The sequence below is a fragment of the Gordonia jinhuaensis genome, from assembly GCF_014639795.1.
Classification (GTDB): Bacteria; Actinomycetota; Actinomycetes; order Mycobacteriales; family Mycobacteriaceae; genus Gordonia_B; species Gordonia_B jinhuaensis.
The window spans coordinates 211,231-228,401 of record NZ_BMGC01000003.1 but is presented as its reverse complement, the minus strand read 5'-3'; the positions used below and the strand labels follow the sequence as shown (position 1 = coordinate 228,401).

General features: G+C 66.1%; 14 protein-coding genes. 7 read left to right on the top strand and 7 right to left on the bottom strand.

Translation table 11 applies throughout. The annotated features are described in order from the left end of the window. The first annotated feature begins 218 nt into the window (after window positions 1-218). The 3 genes from IEW22_RS03670 to IEW22_RS03660 all read left to right on the top strand — a co-directional run bounded on the left by IEW22_RS03670 (window position 219) and on the right by IEW22_RS03660 (window position 5,073). A complete protein-coding gene (locus IEW22_RS03670) occupies window positions 219-1,400 on the top strand; it encodes an alpha/beta hydrolase (RefSeq protein WP_229742139.1) in 1,182 nt (393 codons plus the stop codon). A 1,874-nt stretch (window positions 1,401-3,274) separates the two neighbouring features. Continuing rightward, window positions 3,275-4,237, top strand: a complete 963-nt coding sequence (locus IEW22_RS03665) for an ATP-binding cassette domain-containing protein (protein ID WP_188585220.1) — start codon at window positions 3,275-3,277, stop codon at window positions 4,235-4,237. Continuing rightward, window positions 4,234-5,073 carry an ABC transporter permease gene (locus IEW22_RS03660; RefSeq protein ID WP_188585219.1) on the top strand — a complete coding sequence of 280 codons (840 nt, stop codon included), beginning with the start codon at window positions 4,234-4,236 and terminating at the stop codon, window positions 5,071-5,073. Before IEW22_RS03665 ends, IEW22_RS03660 begins: the two co-directional genes overlap by 4 nt. Before the next feature lie 15 nt (window positions 5,074-5,088). Here the strand turns inward: IEW22_RS03660 and IEW22_RS03655 are convergent, their stop codons facing one another. Together IEW22_RS03655 and IEW22_RS03650 are read right to left on the bottom strand one after the other, a co-directional pair. After that, complete coding sequence (locus IEW22_RS03655; protein ID WP_229742138.1) at window positions 5,089-6,390, bottom strand: MFS transporter; 1,302 nt, start codon at window positions 6,388-6,390, stop codon at window positions 5,089-5,091. Continuing rightward, entirely contained in the window at window positions 6,387-9,677 is a 3,291-nt protein-coding gene (locus tag IEW22_RS03650) for a BTAD domain-containing putative transcriptional regulator (RefSeq protein ID WP_188585218.1), read from the bottom strand. The genes IEW22_RS03655 and IEW22_RS03650 overlap by 4 nt, the downstream gene beginning before the upstream one ends. 133 nt (window positions 9,678-9,810) lie before the next feature. Between IEW22_RS03650 and IEW22_RS03645 the strand changes: the two genes are divergently transcribed. Beyond that, window positions 9,811-10,695, top strand: a complete 885-nt coding sequence (locus IEW22_RS03645) for a 1,4-dihydroxy-2-naphthoate polyprenyltransferase (protein ID WP_188585217.1) — start codon at window positions 9,811-9,813, stop codon at window positions 10,693-10,695. Between the two features lie 16 nt (window positions 10,696-10,711). On the opposite strand, the gene IEW22_RS03640 is transcribed toward IEW22_RS03645, so the two are convergent. The 4 genes from IEW22_RS03640 to IEW22_RS03625 form a co-directional block, all read right to left on the bottom strand. After that, a complete protein-coding gene (locus IEW22_RS03640) occupies window positions 10,712-11,674 on the bottom strand; it encodes a Clp protease N-terminal domain-containing protein (RefSeq protein ID WP_188585216.1) in 963 nt (320 codons plus the stop codon). Between the two features lie 131 nt (window positions 11,675-11,805). Then, on the bottom strand, window positions 11,806-12,045 hold the full coding sequence (locus IEW22_RS03635) for a helix-turn-helix domain-containing protein (protein ID WP_188585267.1): 240 nt from the start codon (window positions 12,043-12,045) through the stop codon (window positions 11,806-11,808). Between the two features lie 482 nt (window positions 12,046-12,527). Further along, window positions 12,528-13,655: an L-cysteine desulfhydrase Cds1 gene (locus IEW22_RS03630; RefSeq protein ID WP_229742137.1), complete on the bottom strand. Its 1,128-nt coding sequence runs from the start codon at window positions 13,653-13,655 to the stop codon at window positions 12,528-12,530. After that, a complete protein-coding gene (locus IEW22_RS03625; RefSeq protein ID WP_229742136.1) occupies window positions 13,652-13,987 on the bottom strand; it encodes a DUF4229 domain-containing protein in 336 nt (111 codons plus the stop codon). The genes IEW22_RS03630 and IEW22_RS03625 overlap by 4 nt, the downstream gene beginning before the upstream one ends. 325 nt (window positions 13,988-14,312) lie before the next feature. Here IEW22_RS03625 and IEW22_RS03620 point away from each other — a divergent pair, with 325 nt between their 5' ends. The 3 genes from IEW22_RS03620 to IEW22_RS03610 all read left to right on the top strand — a co-directional run bounded on the left by IEW22_RS03620 (window position 14,313) and on the right by IEW22_RS03610 (window position 16,009). Beyond that, window positions 14,313-14,510: a BldC family transcriptional regulator gene (locus IEW22_RS03620; protein ID WP_188585265.1), complete on the top strand. Its 198-nt coding sequence runs from the start codon at window positions 14,313-14,315 to the stop codon at window positions 14,508-14,510. Window positions 14,511-14,913: 403 nt separating this feature from the next. Beyond that, a complete protein-coding gene (locus tag IEW22_RS03615) occupies window positions 14,914-15,117 on the top strand; it encodes a hypothetical protein (protein ID WP_188585214.1) in 204 nt (67 codons plus the stop codon). 460 nt (window positions 15,118-15,577) lie between these two features. Further along, complete coding sequence (locus tag IEW22_RS03610; RefSeq protein WP_188585213.1) at window positions 15,578-16,009, top strand: helix-turn-helix domain-containing protein; 432 nt, start codon at window positions 15,578-15,580, stop codon at window positions 16,007-16,009. A 149-nt stretch (window positions 16,010-16,158) separates the two neighbouring features. On the opposite strand, the gene ccsB is transcribed toward IEW22_RS03610, so the two are convergent. Further along, entirely contained in the window at window positions 16,159-17,166 is a 1,008-nt protein-coding gene (ccsB, locus tag IEW22_RS03605; protein WP_188585212.1) for a c-type cytochrome biogenesis protein CcsB, read from the bottom strand. Between the last annotated feature and the right edge of the window lie 5 nt (window positions 17,167-17,171).

The window sequence follows — 17,171 nt, the reverse complement described above, 5'->3', positions numbered from 1 at the left end:
AACGTCGGTGACGGGACGTGATGGTCGACGAGGACCATCACGCCGGACGGATCCGTCAGCATCATCGGCTACAGTGGCGCATCGGCGATCGATCCGGGGGGCGGGCGACTTCCAGTGCGCCATGCGATCCCATCCGCACGCGAGTACACGACGCCACAGCACTGTGGCTTTGGGGGTAGATGGCTTTGGGGGGAAGATCGATGATCAGCAGTAGGCGCATGCACGTACGGCGCATGGGCACGGTGGCGATGGCGACGGCGGCCGTGATGACGTCGCTGACCGCAACCGCTGTGTGTGCGTCGGGCGCCTCGGCCGCACCCGCTACCTCCCCAACTGCGACCTCACCGACTGCGACCGCCGAACCCAAGCCCAAGGTTCCTGCACCTGCGCCCGTACCGGTTCCGGTCGAGTCGGCATTCCCGAACGCCAAGTCCGCACCCGACGGTTCGCACATCGTGTCGGTCAGCAGGGTGTCGCCGCGACGCTTCATCATCGAATTACACTCGGCGGCAATGAATCGCACCGTCGGTGTGCAGATCATCCGTCCCGCCGACACCTCCGTTCCCGCGCCCTCGCTCTACCTGCTCAACGGGGCCGAGGACGGGCGCAGCTACAACGGCAATGCCACGTGGAAGACCGAGGGCGACGAGGTCAAGACCTGGGAAACCGCCACGGACGTCGTCGATTTCATGGCGGACAAGCATGTCAACGTGGTGACCATGATGGACGGTGCGTACACCTACTTCAGCGATTGGCTGCGCGACGACCCCAAGCTCGGTCGCAACAAGTGGCAGACCCTGCTGACCAAGGAACTCCCGCCGATCATCGATTCGGCGCTGCAGACAACTGGTCGCAATGCGATTGCCGGACTGTCGATGTCGGCGACCTCGGCGCTGCAGATCGCCGAGTCGGCGCCGGGCCTCTATCGGAGCGTCGGATCATTCTCCGGGTGCAGCGACATCCAGGATCCGGTGTGCGCGGCCGCGGTCGCGGGGGTGACCTCGCTGGGCGGGGCCAATCTGCTCAACATGTGGGGGGCGCCGGGTAGCCCCACCTGGATCGCGCACGATCCCACCACCGCGGACAACCTCGTGAAACTGCGCGGGAGCAACGTCGTGATCACCACCGGCAACGGCAAGCCCGGTATCCACGACACGTTGTCGGAGACCGACAACGACGCCTCACAGCTGTGGCGTCAGAAGACCATCGGCGGCAACCCCGAAAGTCTGGTCGCGGATTCCACCCACCGGGTCCAGGCCAAGTTCGCCGCCGCCAAGGTGCCGGCCACGTTCATGTTCCGCGGCAACGGCACCCACTCATGGGCCTACTGGCAGGACGACCTCCACGACGCCTGGCCGAGCTTCGCCGCCTCCCTCGGGATCCCGACCACCGGCCAGTAGCTGGTCGGAGCTGTCGACGCGCGTCCTGTGAACTGGTTGCGTTTGTGCCCGCGCAACCAGTTCTCACAAACGCAACCAGTGCAATGGTCGCGTCTACAAGAACTGGTCGCGTTTGTGAGCGCAGCCTGAGAACTGGTTGCGTTTGCGCCCGCGCAACCAGTTCTCACCAACGCGACCAGTGCAATGGTCGCGTCTACAAGAACTGGTTGCATCGACGACCCGCAGCCGACCATCCCGCGAATCGCGAACACCCTCCCGGTGACGCAGCACGCTTCCCAGGCCTCCGAGACCGACATCCGCGCAACCAGTTTCCAAGCAGACAGACTGTGCAATGGCTGCGCGGACACGAGGTGCCTGCGTCCATACCACCGCACCCAGTCATCCCGTGAAGCACGCCACTCACGCCGATCTCCGCATCGCCTCATCGACGCCGAGACGGAGGCGCCGATGCAGCCGCGCCGGATCCGTGGCCTCCGCCCACCCCCAATGAACAGTCGTGTTGCCGAGTTCCCAGAGTCGCTCGTCGCGTCGCCGACTCGCCCAATGTCGATCGGCAACCGACTCCCCTGGGCGTAGGTCCGTCTCGAACTTCGAGCGGCCGTCACACTCGCCGATCAGCTTGAGCTCCTCCCAGTAGAAGTCCACCCGGGCGATCAGGCGCCCACATTCGTCCAAGAATTCTTACTGAAGCTGAGGCATGGGAATGTCGGGAAACGTCAGCATTCCCGCTCGGCTCAGAGTCTCAGCAACGCTCTCTGCACGGTGGTCGGAACTTCCATATGCGTTGCGTGCCAGTGCAATTCCTCGCCATCCACACCCGCGAGCGAGAATGCCCTCGATCTCGTGACGCGAGGCGCCTCGGTGAAGTGCCGAGTCCATCACGACGAGCGCGCTCTCGAACGACTCGCGTGTACGTGCGAGATCGACGGCCGTACGCGCCAGCGATGTGACCGGGATTCCGTCGAGGGACGTGACCTCATACGACAGCAGCGGCGCGCCATGGGTGATCACCGAATGCCGACGGCGGCCACTGCCCCTGCGTGAAGCTGTGAAGTGAACGGCAACCGGTGGCGGCTCGAGCATGTCGATCCCGTGGAGAACAGCCGCCGACTCATGGCTTGCGACCCGATCGGTCATACTGCGGCTCGCGGCGCCGAGCACCTGGTCCCGATACTCCTCGAGACGACTCCTCGGAAGAACGTAGATTCCCCGGCCGGGACGCGACATCGTTCCCTCGCGAAGCGCCACCGCCAGATCGGCGTCGGAGCTTCCGAGAGCGATGGCGTGGCGCCGGAGGACGAAGGGATTGAGTCCGAACAATGGATCAGCCATGCAGCGACGATGACCGATCGCCCAGACACCACTCGGTGGAAGTCGTGTCCTCAGGGCAGATCGGTGGATCGATCAGAGTTTGTGGATAACGCAGCGAGACCGCGTGCCGGACGACTGCGTCCGATGGCGCTGTCGTGGCGACCATCTCACGAGGCTGGTACGACGAACGCAACCACTTCATGCGAACGCAGCCATTGCAAAGGTTGCGTCTGACAGAACTGGATGCGCGAACACAAACGCAACCAGTTCACGAAGCCGGCCCCACAAACGCAACCAGTTCACGCGAACGCAACCATTGCAAAGGTTGCGTCTGACAGAACTGGATGCGCGGACACAAACGCAACCAGTTCACGAAGCCGGCCCGACAAACGCAACCAGTTCACGAAGCCGGCCCCACAAACGCACCCAGTTCACGAAGCCGACCCCACAAACGCACCCAGTTCACGAAGCCGACCCCACAAACGCACCCAGTTCACTGAGACAGATGACCGACGACAGGCCATGTAAGACGCATGTAAGTGCGCCGGGGCACTCTGGTCACCATGAACACACCTGCCATCGAGGCACACGGCCTCGTCAAGAAGTTCGGCTCGTTCCGGGCAGTCGACGGCGTGGATCTGCTCGTGCCCACCGGGTCGGTGTACGGCGTACTCGGCCCCAACGGTGCGGGCAAGACCACCACCGTGAAGATGCTCGCCACGCTCCTGCGCCCCGACGCGGGCGAGGCGAAGATCTTCGGATACGACGTCATCAAGGATGCGGTGGCCGTCCGGTCGATGGTCGGGGTCACCGGTCAGTACGCGTCGGTCGACGAGGACCTCACCGCCAGCGAGAACCTGGAGGTGTTCGGCCGACTCCTAGGTCTGAGCGCCAGACAGGCGAAGGCCCGCGGCAGCGATCTACTCGAGGAGTTCTCGCTGACCGAGGCCGCCAACCGCCCACTCAAGGAATTCTCCGGGGGCATGCGCCGGCGGCTCGACCTCGCCTCCAGCCTCATCGCCACCCCTCCGCTGCTGTTCCTCGACGAGCCGACCACCGGTCTCGACCCACGCACCCGCTCTCAGATGTGGGAGACGATCCGCCATCTGGTGTCCGAGGGGGCCACCGTCCTGCTCACCACCCAGTACCTCGACGAAGCCGATCAGCTCGCCGACCGCATCGCGGTGATCGACCACGGAAAGGTGATCGCAGACGGCACGTCGAGCGAACTGAAGCGCTCCATCGGCTCGAGCACGCTCATCCTCACCCCCGCCGACCGCGAACACGCGGCCGATGCGATGGCCGTGGTCGAACGCGCGCTCGGCGAGAACGTGACACTCTCACCCGAGGCGGGCCGCATCTCCGCACCACTGTCCGACCCCGACCTCGTCACGAATGTGCTTGTGGCACTGCGCGAGAAGAACATCGGCATCGCCGAACTCACCGTCGCCCAACCCACCCTCGACGAGGTCTTCCTCACCATCACCGGCAAGCCTGCCGACGACAGCCCGGAAGAGGCCGCATGACCACCGTGACCACCACCCACACCACGAGCACACCCAGGCCGATCTCGACGGGCACACCGGTACCCACCGTCCGCCGCATCGGCATCCGCGCGACCATCTCGCAGTCGTTGACGATGGCCTATCGCGGCATGCTCAAGACCAAACACAACATCGAGCAACTCTTCGACGTCGCGATCCAGCCGATCATCTTCACGCTGATGTTCACCTACATCTTCGGTGGCGCGATCTCGGGCAGCGTCTCGAGCTATCTGCCGGTCATCATCCCCGGCATCCTCGTGCAGACGGTGATCACCGCGTCGATCACCACCGGCGTACAGCTGTGCGACGACATGGGCAAGGGCGTGTTCGACCGCTTCCGCGCGCTACCGATCTCCCGTGTGGCCCCGCTGGCCGGTGCGCTCATCGCCGACATGACCCGGTATGTGATCGCGATCGTCATCACCTACATCGTCGGACTGGCGATCGGCTGGCGACCAGATGCTCTGGGCGCCTTGGCCTCTGCGATCCTCGTGGTGGTCTGCGCATTCGCTCTCTCGTGGATCTTCGCCCTGATGGGTGTAGTGATGGAGAAATCGGCATCCGTGCAGGGAATCTCGATGCTCATCCTGTTCCCGCTGACCTTCATCTCGAACGCCTTCGTGCCGGTGAGCACCATGCCCGGGTGGCTGCAGGCCTTCGTCAAGGTCAACCCGGTCTCACATCTGGTGACCGCGGTGCGCGAGCTCACCATCAACGGACACTTCGGGATTCACGTCCTCTGGTCACTGCTCGGCGCGGCGGTGGTCATGATCGTCTTCGTGCCGCTGACCGTGCGAGCGTATATGCGCAAGGCGTGAGCGCGGCTGCGGTCCTCACCGCGGGCGCGCAGCACGAGGGTGCGGTGTCGGTGGGCGCAGCCGCAGGTGGCGCAGGGTCGCGATGAGCAGGGCGACCACGGCCAAGATCACCAGCGGCACACCGACACCGGTCACCCCGTCGAGTGAGACGAGGACGAGCGGGAGCACGAACCCGACATAGGTGCCGACGTAGAACACCCCGGTCAGGGTTCCTCGAACCGCCTGCGGCGCCAACGATTCGAGATCGAGCAGTCCCTCTCGCAGACATAGGCCGTATGCGCCACCGAGCAGCATCGCGCACACCACCAGCAGCCACTCCGGATAGGGCCGCGGCGACAGACCGACGACCACGAAACCGACAGCGGCCACAACCAGCCCGATCACTCCCGTCCTCGGGCCCCACCCTCGACCGCGCGCCAGCGTCTGCACCACGATCCCGGTGCCCAATGCCACTCCGGCGGCGATCCCGGCCCACAGCGCCTTGTCGGCGCCCGCGTGCAGTCTCGACGGCATGAACACGAATGCCACGGTCACCGTCGCGAACACCCACGGCGCCAGCGGCAACGCCCATCCCAGCGCACTCGCGGCTGAACGCACCTCCTCGACGGGGCGCACTGAGGCGAATGTCTCGGCTGAGGCCGGACCGGCAGGGAGCGGACCGGCAGGGGGCGCACCTGCGGGGGGCGCACCTGCAGGGAGCGGACCGTTCGACCCTGCGGTCGACGACGATGACCGCGGCCGCCCGGCGAGGGTCAGCACCACCGCGGTCGTGATGGCCACCGCCGACAGCACCGCCGAGGTGAGAAACGGGATCGACTGTGTCACAGCGGGAATCTGTTCGATCATACCCGAGACGACCGGCCCGAGACCGAATCCCAGGGTGAGGAAGACGCCAGCGAGTACGGTGCCGCGCGGACCCCGCAGATCGGCGGCCCAGGCGGTGCACGTGCCGATCGCGAGCCCGGCACCCACACCCACCACCAGCCGCCCGACGACGAGTCCGGATTCGGTCTCCCAGAACGCCAGGATGCGCGAGCCGAGGAAGGCGCAGACGGCCCCCGGCAGCGCGACCGCCGCCCGGCCGTATCGGTCTGACAGCGCGCCGCCGCCGAACAGTCCGGGGAGCAAGCCGATCGCATAGACGCCGAAGACGACGGTCGCGAAGGTTTCGGAGAGGTGCTCGTCGGAGGTGAGTACCGGCAACACCGCCGCGAAATGGTTGGCCGACCAGCCGGTGGTGAGGAGCACGGCGAGTACCGCGACGAACAAGGCCGCCGTGGCCGCCGACTCACGTGGTGTGGAGGTCCGCTGCGTCACAACCCCACGGTATCGACCACGGCGAGCCGATCGAGCAACTCCCCCAGCGCGGCACGCATCGACAATGCCTGCACACGGGCCGACAGATCGGCCCACGTGGCATCGTCGACAGCGCTGTGCGCGCGCAGATCCGACACCACAGCGTTCACCGACGGCATGTCACGTCGAGGCCGGACCCGCAGACCCAGGAGCATCAGTCGTGCGGCGTCAACAGAGCCGGGTTCGACGCATTCGGACGTCACTCCGACCGCGATCGCCGTCGATCCGGCCTGCGGGTAGTCGAAGAACATCGCCGAGTCGAACAACGCCCGGACCGTGGCCGCCGCACGGCGTGCCAGCACCGCGGCGGCAGAGATGCGTCCGGTCAGCACCAGCCCACAGATCGCATCGGCGATGAAGAAGACCACGGTCGGATCGCGTTCGGGCATCGGGTGCTCGGCGTAGAGTTTGACGGCCATCCGCTCGAACAGCGTTGCGGCCCTGTCATGATCGCCGTCGATGCGGGCGATCTCGGCGACGCAGAGTTCGGCGGCCGCAACCACCTCGGGCTGATCGGCGGCAGCCTTGTCGTCGACGTCGGAGTCGCGAAAAGCCTGGAACTGCGTGCTCGCCAGGTCGTGATGTCCAGCCGACAGCAATGCGAGCACCTCGTAGAGTCGCATCTGCAGGGCATCCTCGATGGCGCCAATCTCGAGCATCAGTGCGGCGGCCCGACGGTAGTTCACCACGGCGTCGTCGAATCTCCCGACCGACCCGGAGGCACCGCCGATCTCCGACAGCGCCATCGCCTCGGTCCACTGCTGACCGGAAATACGCGAGATCTCCAGCGCCTCACGGGCATATCGCAACGCTCCGCGGATGTTCCCGAGATTTTCCGCGGCATTGCTCTTCATCATCGCCGCATGTCCGCGGACCAGCGGATTGGACGAGGTATGCGCGCGCACGATGAGACGGAAAGTGCCATAACGTGATTGGCCGAAGCCCAGCGCGACGGCGGTGACGAAGTCCGCCTCGTTGGCGTATGTCTGATCGGGACGATGCAACTGCCGCAACATGATCCGCGCCCTCGCGACCAGTCGCAGGTCGACGGGCGGAATGACCATGATGTGACCGGCGGCGAACAGGACGCTCACCATCGTCAGCACTCGTTCGTCGTCGGTGAGGCGATCATCGCCGCCCGCCCACCGATCGGCCAGTGCGCTGATCACCGGCACAGCCCACGCCCGCACCTCGGCGTGCATACCGCGCGCCGACCAGTACACCGCGAGCACCGGGAAGCAGTGGATGATCACGTCGCGCCCGAGCCCGTCGACCGCTGCACCGGCCATCGACGTACGCACCGACCACACCAGGTTCCCGACCTCCGCAGTCATCCGCGACAGCGCCGTGCGCTGCTGACCGTTCTCGTTCTGCGCACGGATCTCGTCGCAGAAGGCGATGGCCCACAACGCCATGCGATGCTCTACCGCGTCGCGGCCACCTGCGGCGTCCAGACGCAGTTCACCGTATTCGCGCACCATCTCCAGCATCCGGTAGCGGATGTGCCCGTCGGATTCGACCACGGTGAGCAACGACTGGTCGACCAGCGCACCGAGAGCGTCCTCGAGCTCGATGTCGTCCATCCCGGACACCGCGCGGGCCAGGCGGAGGTCGAAACCGCCCGGCAGCAGACACAACGCCGTCCACACGCGCTGCGCGGCGGGATCGAGGAGCTCCCAGCTCCATTCGATGACCGCGGTGAGCGTGCGATGCCGTTCCGGTGATGACCGATCGTTGCTGCGCAACAGCGCGAATCGGTGCTCCAGTCGTTCGGAGATCTCCCCGACGCTCATGGTGCGCACGCGTGCAGCGGCGAGTTCGATCGCCAGCGGCAACCCGTCGAGCTGCGCACACAATCGACTCACTTGTCCGGGATCGAGTGCCACCCCGGGGCGGATCGCACGGGCACGGGCGGCGAACAGTCTCGGCCCGGCCGCATCAGGGCTGTCAGTGTCCAACGGCGGCAGCGGATAGATGCGTTCGGCGGCGATCATCAGTGGCGACCGACTGGTGGCCAGCACCGTCAGGTCCTCGACCGCCCCGACGAGCGTGTCGACGAGCGTCGCGCACGCATCGATCACCTGCTCACAGTTGTCGAGAATCAGCAGGGTGCGCCGCGTCGCCAGCGTCTCGGCAACGCGCAGAGTGAGGTCGTCGACGATCAGCCGCGGCCGGCCGCCGGCACTGAGATCAGTGTCAGAGATGCCGAGAGTCGAAGCGACCGAACCGATCACGTCGGCATCGGCGCGCACAGACGCGAGTGGCACACTGACCACCCGCGGGAACTGCTCACTCATGCGATGACCGACCGCATTGGCCACGCGCGTCTTTCCAGCACCGCCGGTGCCCTGGATGGTGACCACCCGCGAGGTCGAGAGCATCTCCTCGATGCGGTCGAGATCGTCATCGCGACCGATCAGCGCATTGGGTTCGGAGCGAAGGCCGATCGACACCGACCGCCGGGGAACCGTCGCGCCGGGTCCACGCCCATCCTCGGCATCGGCATCGGCATCGGCGAGCAGTCGACGATGCAGCGAGGTGACATCGGCACCCGGATCGGCACCGAGTTCACGTGAGAGTGCAAGGCGCAGGCGGGTGTAGACCGCCAGCGCCTCGGGGACCCGGCCCTGCGCTGCCAGAGTCTGCATGAGCAATGCCGCGGCGACCTCGTCGAGTTCATCTGCGGCGACCAGCGATTCGGCAATATCGCGGGCCGAATCGGGGTCCTTCGACTCCAGGGCAGCACGAATTCTCGCCTCGTCGAGCCGGCGTCGGACCGCACCACTCTCGGCGGCCACCGACCGGGCAAGCTGATCGTCGCCGAGATCGGCGCCGGGCAGTCCACGCCACAACGCGGCCGCGGCGTCGAGCCCACTGCGCTCACCACTGTCGATGAGCCGCCGTGCGCAGCCGATGTCGATCTGATCGTCGCGCAGCGTCAGCCGGTAGCCGTTGGCACCGGATTCGATCGCACCGGCGGGCAGCACACCGCGCAGCCGCGAGATCTGGGTGTGCAGTGCGGCGACGGGCGAGCGCGGCGCCTGCCCATCCCAGACGAGGTCGATGAGCGTGTGGGCCGAGACGTGTACGCCGGGTTCCAACGCCAGCGCGGCGAGCAATCGCCGTGAGCGGGTACCCGACACCGGCACCAGCGCGGACTCGTCAGCATCATCGGTCGCCTCGGACCGACGGGTCGCGACCGGACCGAGCAGTCCGACGACGATCGACCCGACACTGCGATGTTGCACTGCACCCTCTCATCATCCTGGACCCTCTCATCATCCTGGTGTCCCCCTGCACTCACGCCCTGCACCGACGCGGACAAGGTTAGGAACCGATGCCCCCGGGCCGATCCCAACAGTAGTGCGCGAGTATTGAGCCATGTCCTCGCAAATGCACGCGACGCCGGCACAGTGGCTCGAGGGTGCGCGCCCGCGCACCCTGCCCAACGCGATCGCGCCGGTGGTCGCCGGAACCGGTGTGGCCGCCTACTACGACCAGGTGGTGTGGTGGAAGGCGATCCTCGCCCTGGTGGTGTCGATGGCGCTGATCATCGGCGTGAACTTCGCCAACGACTACTCCGACGGCATCCGGGGCACCGATGACGATCGAGTCGGTCCGGTGCGGCTGGTCGGGTCGAGGCTCGCCTCCCCCGGTGCGGTCAAACGAGCCGCCTTCGCCTGCTTCGGGATCGCCGCGGTCTGCGGTCTCGTGCTGGCGATCACCTCGGCGTGGTGGCTGATCCTCGTCGGGCTCGTCTGCATCGCCGGCGCCTGGTTCTACACCGGTGGCGCACGACCCTACGGCTATGCCGGACTCGGCGAGATCGCGGTGTTCGTGTTCTTCGGACTCATCGCGGTGATGGGTACCGAGTTCGTACAGCGCGGCGCGATCAGCTGGGTCGGCCTGCTGTGCGGCATCGCGATCGGGTCGTACTCGTCGGCCGTGCTGGTCGCCAACAACCTGCGAGACATCCCCACCGACGAACTGTCGGGCAAGATCACCCTCCCGGTACGACTCGGCGATCACCGCACCCGCGTTCTCTACACCGCGCTCACGGTGATCCCCACCGTGATGACGCTGGCGCTGATCGGCGCAACACAGTGGGCACTGCTGGGGCTGTTCGCCGCTCCACTCGCATGGCGGGCAGGCGTCCCCGTGCGCAGCGGCGCCGGCGGTCCGGCGCTGATCCCCACGCTCGGCCTGACCGGGATGGCGATGCTCGCATGGGCCATCACCACCGCGATCGGCCTCGCGATCGGCTGATCCCGGCGCTCGAGGATCACTCCTGCTCGGGCGACTGGTCGGGAGAGTCGGTTGATTCTTCGTTGCGGATCGCGGCGAGCAGCGCCTCGGGGCTGGTCGCCGAGGAGATGACAGCGCGCGACGCGTCATCGCCGACCTTGAGGATTCCGCGCAGCACGTGCTCTGCGGTCAACTCCTCGCCGTCGGCACGGGCGTACTCGACGGCGTAGGCGAAGGCGGCCTTCGAATCGGCACTGAAGCGCGGGCGACCGAAGGGTCCGCGCCGGGGTCCGCGGCGACCCCGGCCACCGCCGCGCCGTGGGCCCTCGTCGGGATCACCGGGAAAGCCCGAGGCCGGATCGAACCCGCCCGGACCTGCGAAACCCGGGCCCGCGAAACCCGGACCTGCGAACGCTGCGAAGTCGGGGCGCTCGAAGAAGCGCTCGTCCGCCCGGGGTCCGCGACCATGCGGACCGCGCTCGAGTGGTCCGTCGGCGTCGGCGCCGCGCGGGTGGTGGCCGCGTCGACCGCGGCCATGCTCGTGATGGTCACGTCGGCCGTGTTCGCGGGCGTCCCGCTCACGGCGACGGTCGGTCGGGCGCATGGTCCACCCCTCGGTGATGTCATCACCGAAGCGTGCCTGGACCGCGGCCTTGACCTTGTCGAGGTCGATGCCGATCGCCGCGAGGGCCGCACGGTCCTCGTCGACACGCTCGCGCTCCTCGGTGCGCTGCTGCTCGCGGGCCGCGGCCGCGGCGGCCTCGTCGGCTTTCGTGGCGTCGTCGCCGGCGCGGTACTCCCGCGCGGCCGCACGCGCTGCCTGCAGCGTCAGTCCCTGCGCGGTGAGCGTCGAGAAGATCGGTGCCCTGGCGTTGCAGAGCATGCCGAGCAGTAGATGGTCATTTCCCAGCTCGCCGCTTCCGGCGCCGAGCTCGGAGGCTTCTTGATAGGCGAATGCCATGGTCATCGCGTTGTCACGCGACATATGTGGACCGAACATGGGTGTCTCCAATGTGTGGGCGGGCGGGCCTGTCATCGACCCGCGCCGCGGGATGTGGTCTGTGGGCGGACGCATGCGTCCGCGTCGATGCCGCCCGGCGGTCTCGCCGGCGCGACCTGCACGTCACGCGCTCAGGAGCGCGGTGGACGTGTCTGTGTGCTCCCGTACTTCTGATGAACCGCCTGCCTGCTGATCTGCAGGACGTCGGCAATGGTCTGCCAACTCCATCCCCGCTCGCGGGCGTTGGCCACCTGTACTTCTTCGAGTCGGTCGGCCAGGGTGCGCAGTGCGCGCACGGCGGCGAGGCCGGTTGCCGGGTCGCTACTGGCGGCGGCATCGGTCAGATCACCACAGTCGGTCGAGCCGTTCATGTCGGCACTGCTGTCGATGCTCGACTCCTCCTCGGCTGCACTGTCGCGTTGGCGGGCGTCGTCGTTCTGGGGCACGTTGTCAGGTTAGGTTGACATCAGGTGTGTGTCAATAAATGTTGACGTGCGACTGATGGAAATCTCCGCCTCGACCCGTATCTACTCACTTCTACTCAAGCAAGAACCCGTTTGAGCCGCGGCTACAATGCGGAGATCGTCCAGCGTTATCACTCCGTTATTCATTGGAGCTCAATTCGAGACACACGGGGGCTGTGCATCGTTACCGGTTGCCGCAAAGGTGAAGTTTGTGGCAGTAAAGCCGCATCCCGGTCGGGTGCCGTGCCCCTCGGTACACGACCACAACCCCTCACGTCGCGACCACCGGCTCGTCTCGCGCTCGCTAGCGCGAACGACGCCGGGGGTCGTGACGCCACAGACTCGCCGCGCGAATCCTGGGCAGAGGTGATCGGCGCGATCGAGCGCGATCAGTAGGCGCCGGTCCGGAAGAACCGCTCGATGCGTTCGCCGGCCGACGTGAGATCCAGTCCGGCCTGCGAAATCCATGCGTCGTCGAAGTAGGTGTTCGCATAGCGCGCGCCGTCGTCACACAACAGCGTCACCACACTTCCCGGCGTCCGCGCGGCCACCATCTCCGAGATCAGCGTGAACACGCCGACCATGTTGGTGCCTGTCGACCCACCGACGCGGCGATCGAGCACGTCGCTGACATATCGAGTGGCGGCGATCGACTCCGCGTCGGGAACCGCGATCATGCGGTCGATGACCTGCGAGACGAACGACGGCTCCACGCGCGGTCGCCCGATACCCTCGATTCTCGAGGACATGTCGGCGGGGCCGGTGATGTCGCCGTCGCCGGTGCGATAGGCGTCGAAGAACACCGAGTTCTCCGGATCCACCACGCAGACCCACGTGGGATGTCCGCGATAGCGCACGTACCGGCCGATCGTGGCCGACGTACCGCCGGTCCCGGCACCCACCACCACCCAAGTGGGCACGGGATACTGCTCGGAACCGAGCTGGTCGAAGATCGACTCGGCGATGTTGTTGTTACCGCGCCAGTCGGTGGCGCGCTCGGCCATCGTGAACTGGTCGATGAAGTGTCCACCCATCTCATCGGCGAGCCGGCGCGCCTCGTCGTACACCTCAGCGGCCCGGTGCACGAAATGACAGCGTCCGCCCTGTCGTTCGATCAGGCGAATCTTCTCCGACGAGGTCGACTCGGTCATCACCGCGACGAACGGCACCCCGATCAGTTTCGCGAAGTAGGCCTCCGACACCGCCGTCGATCCCGACGACGCCTCGATCACCGGCGTGCTCTCGGTGATCCATCCGTTGCACAGGGCATAGAGGAACAACGACCGTGCGAGTCGGTGCTTGAGAGATCCGGTCGGGTGCGTCGACTCATCCTTGAGGTACAGCGCGACGCCCTGCCCGCAGCCGTTCTCGTCAACCCAGGAGGCCCAGTCGCCCAACGGGAATCGAAGCAGATGGGTGTCGGCGCTGCGACGACTGTCTGCCTCGATCAGCGCGATGGCGCCCTCGACCCATCGCCGCGAGGAGCGGTGGTCGACCGAGGTCACCGCGGTGGTCACCGGCGGCCCGAGCCATTCGGGCTCCGGCCGGCGCCGCGCATCCGCGCCTCCAGATCAGCGCGACGGTTGCGTCGGGCGGTGTCGACCTCGGCGATGGACTCGTTCACCGCGTTGCGCTGGCGACGGAATGCGAGCATGCCCAGCGGCAATGCGATCAGCACACCGAACACGGCGGCCACCAGCAGTGGCACGGTGACCCCGGCCAGCGCTCCGATCCCCATGATCAGTGCCGCGACCACAACCACCAGACCCAGTCGGATCACGGTGTAGACCAGCAGGTTCACCGCCAGTCGGCGTCCGGCACCCGGTCGTGGTTCGTTGGTCTCGTTCACGGTGGTCAACCTTACTGTGCGCGGAACGTCAAGCCTGACACGCCACCTAGACGGTCGGCTAAGCGGACTTTGGGGAATTTTTTCTATGCTGTTTGGGTCGTGCAATCCAACAAATCGGTGTATTCATAGTGCAGGGGCATTTTCCGAACGAGAACTCGGTACAAGCAGATGCCAGTTCTTCACATCTCGACTTGACCCACCCCACGGGGTCAACAGAGGAGAAGAAATGACCGCGATCGAACCGACCACTGGCTTCACCACGACACCGTCCGTTCCGACTTCCCCTGCTGCTCTGGGCCAGATTCCTGGAGCCGCACCGGTTCCCATGCACATCACGCCGCGCGCTGCCAGCCAGCACACGCTGACACCCGGCCAGGTGGCCGCGATGTTCAACGTCAACCCGAAGACCGTGGCCCGCTGGGCCAGTTCGGGAATCCTCGGCGCGATCCGCACTCCCGGAGGCCATCGTCGCTTCCGCGAGGCCGATGTGGTTGCACTGCTCAACCGTCGCGTCGACGAGTGAGTGGTGTGATCTGACAGGTCGGGTGACGTCTGCACCCCACGCCGATGTCATGTCGATCGACGTGATGCGGACACACTGATCTTCATCGTTTTACTCTGCTCCGGATGGCCGGTTCACCGTCACAGGTGAACCGGCCTTCCGGCATCCAGGGGCCCGCAGCCATCGGACTCCGAGCCGCGATGGTGGACTCATCGGCGCCACAGGCGATTTCAGCCGACACGACTCGCTCGTCTCGAAGCGCCTGTCGGCGTCGGACCGCGTAACCTGACATGCACGTCGTGTGGTGTTCGCATCCGCGTCAGCAGCCTCCGCCATTGGCGGCATCGAGCCTCCGCCATCGGCGGCATCGGCAACGGACGGTGGGGCGGCAGGCGGAGACCGGCGAACGACCCGGAGGAGGGACATGGCACTGCCCTTGGCTTTGCTCGGCGTGATGGCACTCGCCTACCTGCTGTGGCGCGCATTCGGCCCCCAGAGCGAGGAGTCCCACCGCCGCGAGCATGCGCGGACCCCGCAGCGCCGGTCATCGGGACCGATCGGCCCTGATGACGATCCCGAGTTCCTCGCCGGCCTCGACGGTCGCGGCGACTCACACCACGACGAGTGACCACCGCAAAGACTGCCCACACCCCCGGAACGCCAGGTAATCCTCATCTCGGTTCAGTATGTCCGAATTTTGCGATTCTAAGTGACGGCGCTTTATGTCGAGCGTTCGTTCGACAGCTCCCACACTTTCGATAGTGCGCTGACCAGGGGAAATGCTGTTTTCCTGGTGACACGCAGGGAGAACAGGGGTCGGCTTTCGTTTTGCGTGCTTTGCGTACAGGTGTACGCTATTAAGGACCGCAAACATTTGTGCCGAGTATCACTCGACGGGCCGAGCCCGGTGTGATGTCGGGCGCAGGCTGGATCAGAAGCGCGTTCAGAGTGCAGCGCGTTGGTGTCGCACAGTCACTCGGTGCGCATCGAACGATGTCACGGCCACTGCGGGTGGAAGCAGCACTGCACAGACGAGGTCGCACTGAAGCACGGGTTGGTCAGCAAACACATCGGGGAGCGTTTGTCTCATGCATGAGGTTGAGGAATCCAAGTCGTTCGCCGAACGCATCAATGAACTGTTCGATACGGTGCGCGACGAGAACGGCGTGCCCTACACGGGCAAGAAGATCGCGCAACGCGCGAATGAACTCGGCTACACGCTCAGCGATGCCTACATCTCTCAGCTGCGTACCGGCAAGGCCAAGACGCCGTCGTTCAGGACTGTCGAGGCGATCGCACGCGCCTTCGGCATCAGCGTCACCTATTTCCTGAGCGATCCGGACGAGGATCTCAAGCGCGTCGAACAGCAGCGGGAGTACGTCGCACTGGCCGCCGAGACCGGTGCCCATCTCTCGGCGTTTCGACACGAGTCGATCTCACCGGAGACCATCGACGTGGTGATCGAACTGCTCAAGGTGGTCAAGAAGCAACAATCAGAGCGCGAGTCCGACGCCGGCTGATCCCACACCGGCCTCGCTTGTCGGCCGTGGCCGATTCGCCGTGGCAAAAATCATCCCCGTGAGGGCCGCCGAGGGCATAGTGCCCTCCGCTCCGCTCACGGGGATGTTTTTTGCCATCGCCCTGCACGTGCAGGCGATGAACCAGCGGGTCAGAGCCCGGCGTAGGAGTGCAGGCCCGAGACCACCAGGTTGATGATGAACAGGTTGAACAGCATCGCCACGAAGCCGGCGATGTTGATCCAGGCGGCGGCCTGACGCCAGCCGGCCGTCGCGCGGGCATGCAGGTAGGCGGCGTAGATGATCCAGGCGATGAACGACACCGTTTCCTTGGGGTCCCATCCCCAGAACCGGCCCCACGCCGACTCGGCCCAGATGGCGCCGCAGATCACGCCGAGACCGAACAGCGGGAAGGCGAAGACCACGGTGCGGTAGGCGAGCCGATCGAGCGCCTCGGCCGAGGGCACACGCGACAGGATGCGACCCCAGACCGAGTCACTGTCGGAGGCGTCGGGGTACTTGCGCTTGATCAGGTACAACGCACTGGCCACCCCGGACACCAGGAACACACCCGAGCCGATCGACACGATCGACACGTGGATGGCCAGCCAGTACGACTTCAGCGCGGGCACCACCGGCGCGGCCTGGGTGTAGAGGTATTCGCCACCGAAGAACATCAGCAGGGCCACCGGCACCAGCACGAACGACAGCAGCGGCCGCTGCTCGGGGCGGCGCAGCACGATCAGACCTGCGATCACGCCTGCAGCGCAGGTGATCGAGATGAACTCGTACATGTTGCCCCACGGCGCGCGGTGGGTGGCGAACCCGCGGAGCACGATCGAGGCGACGTGGGCGATCGCGCCGACGATCAGCACCGCATAACCCATCTTGGCCAGCTTCTCGCCGCGGGAGACGCGCACGGTGGTGTCCACGACGCGCCCGGGTACGCGGGTGTCGGCGGGCGGCGCGCTGGTGATCGACGTCGAACCACCCGACGACGCCCCGGCGCCGACCAGTTCGGCCTTCTGCGTCACCACGGAGGTGCGGGTCCGCGCCGAGGCGAGCGACCACAGCAGAAGCACCATCGCGATCACGTAGATCGTCAGCGCGGTGCCGAATGACAGGTCGGAGAAGCGTGACAGGTTCTCGTTGACGTCCATGTACC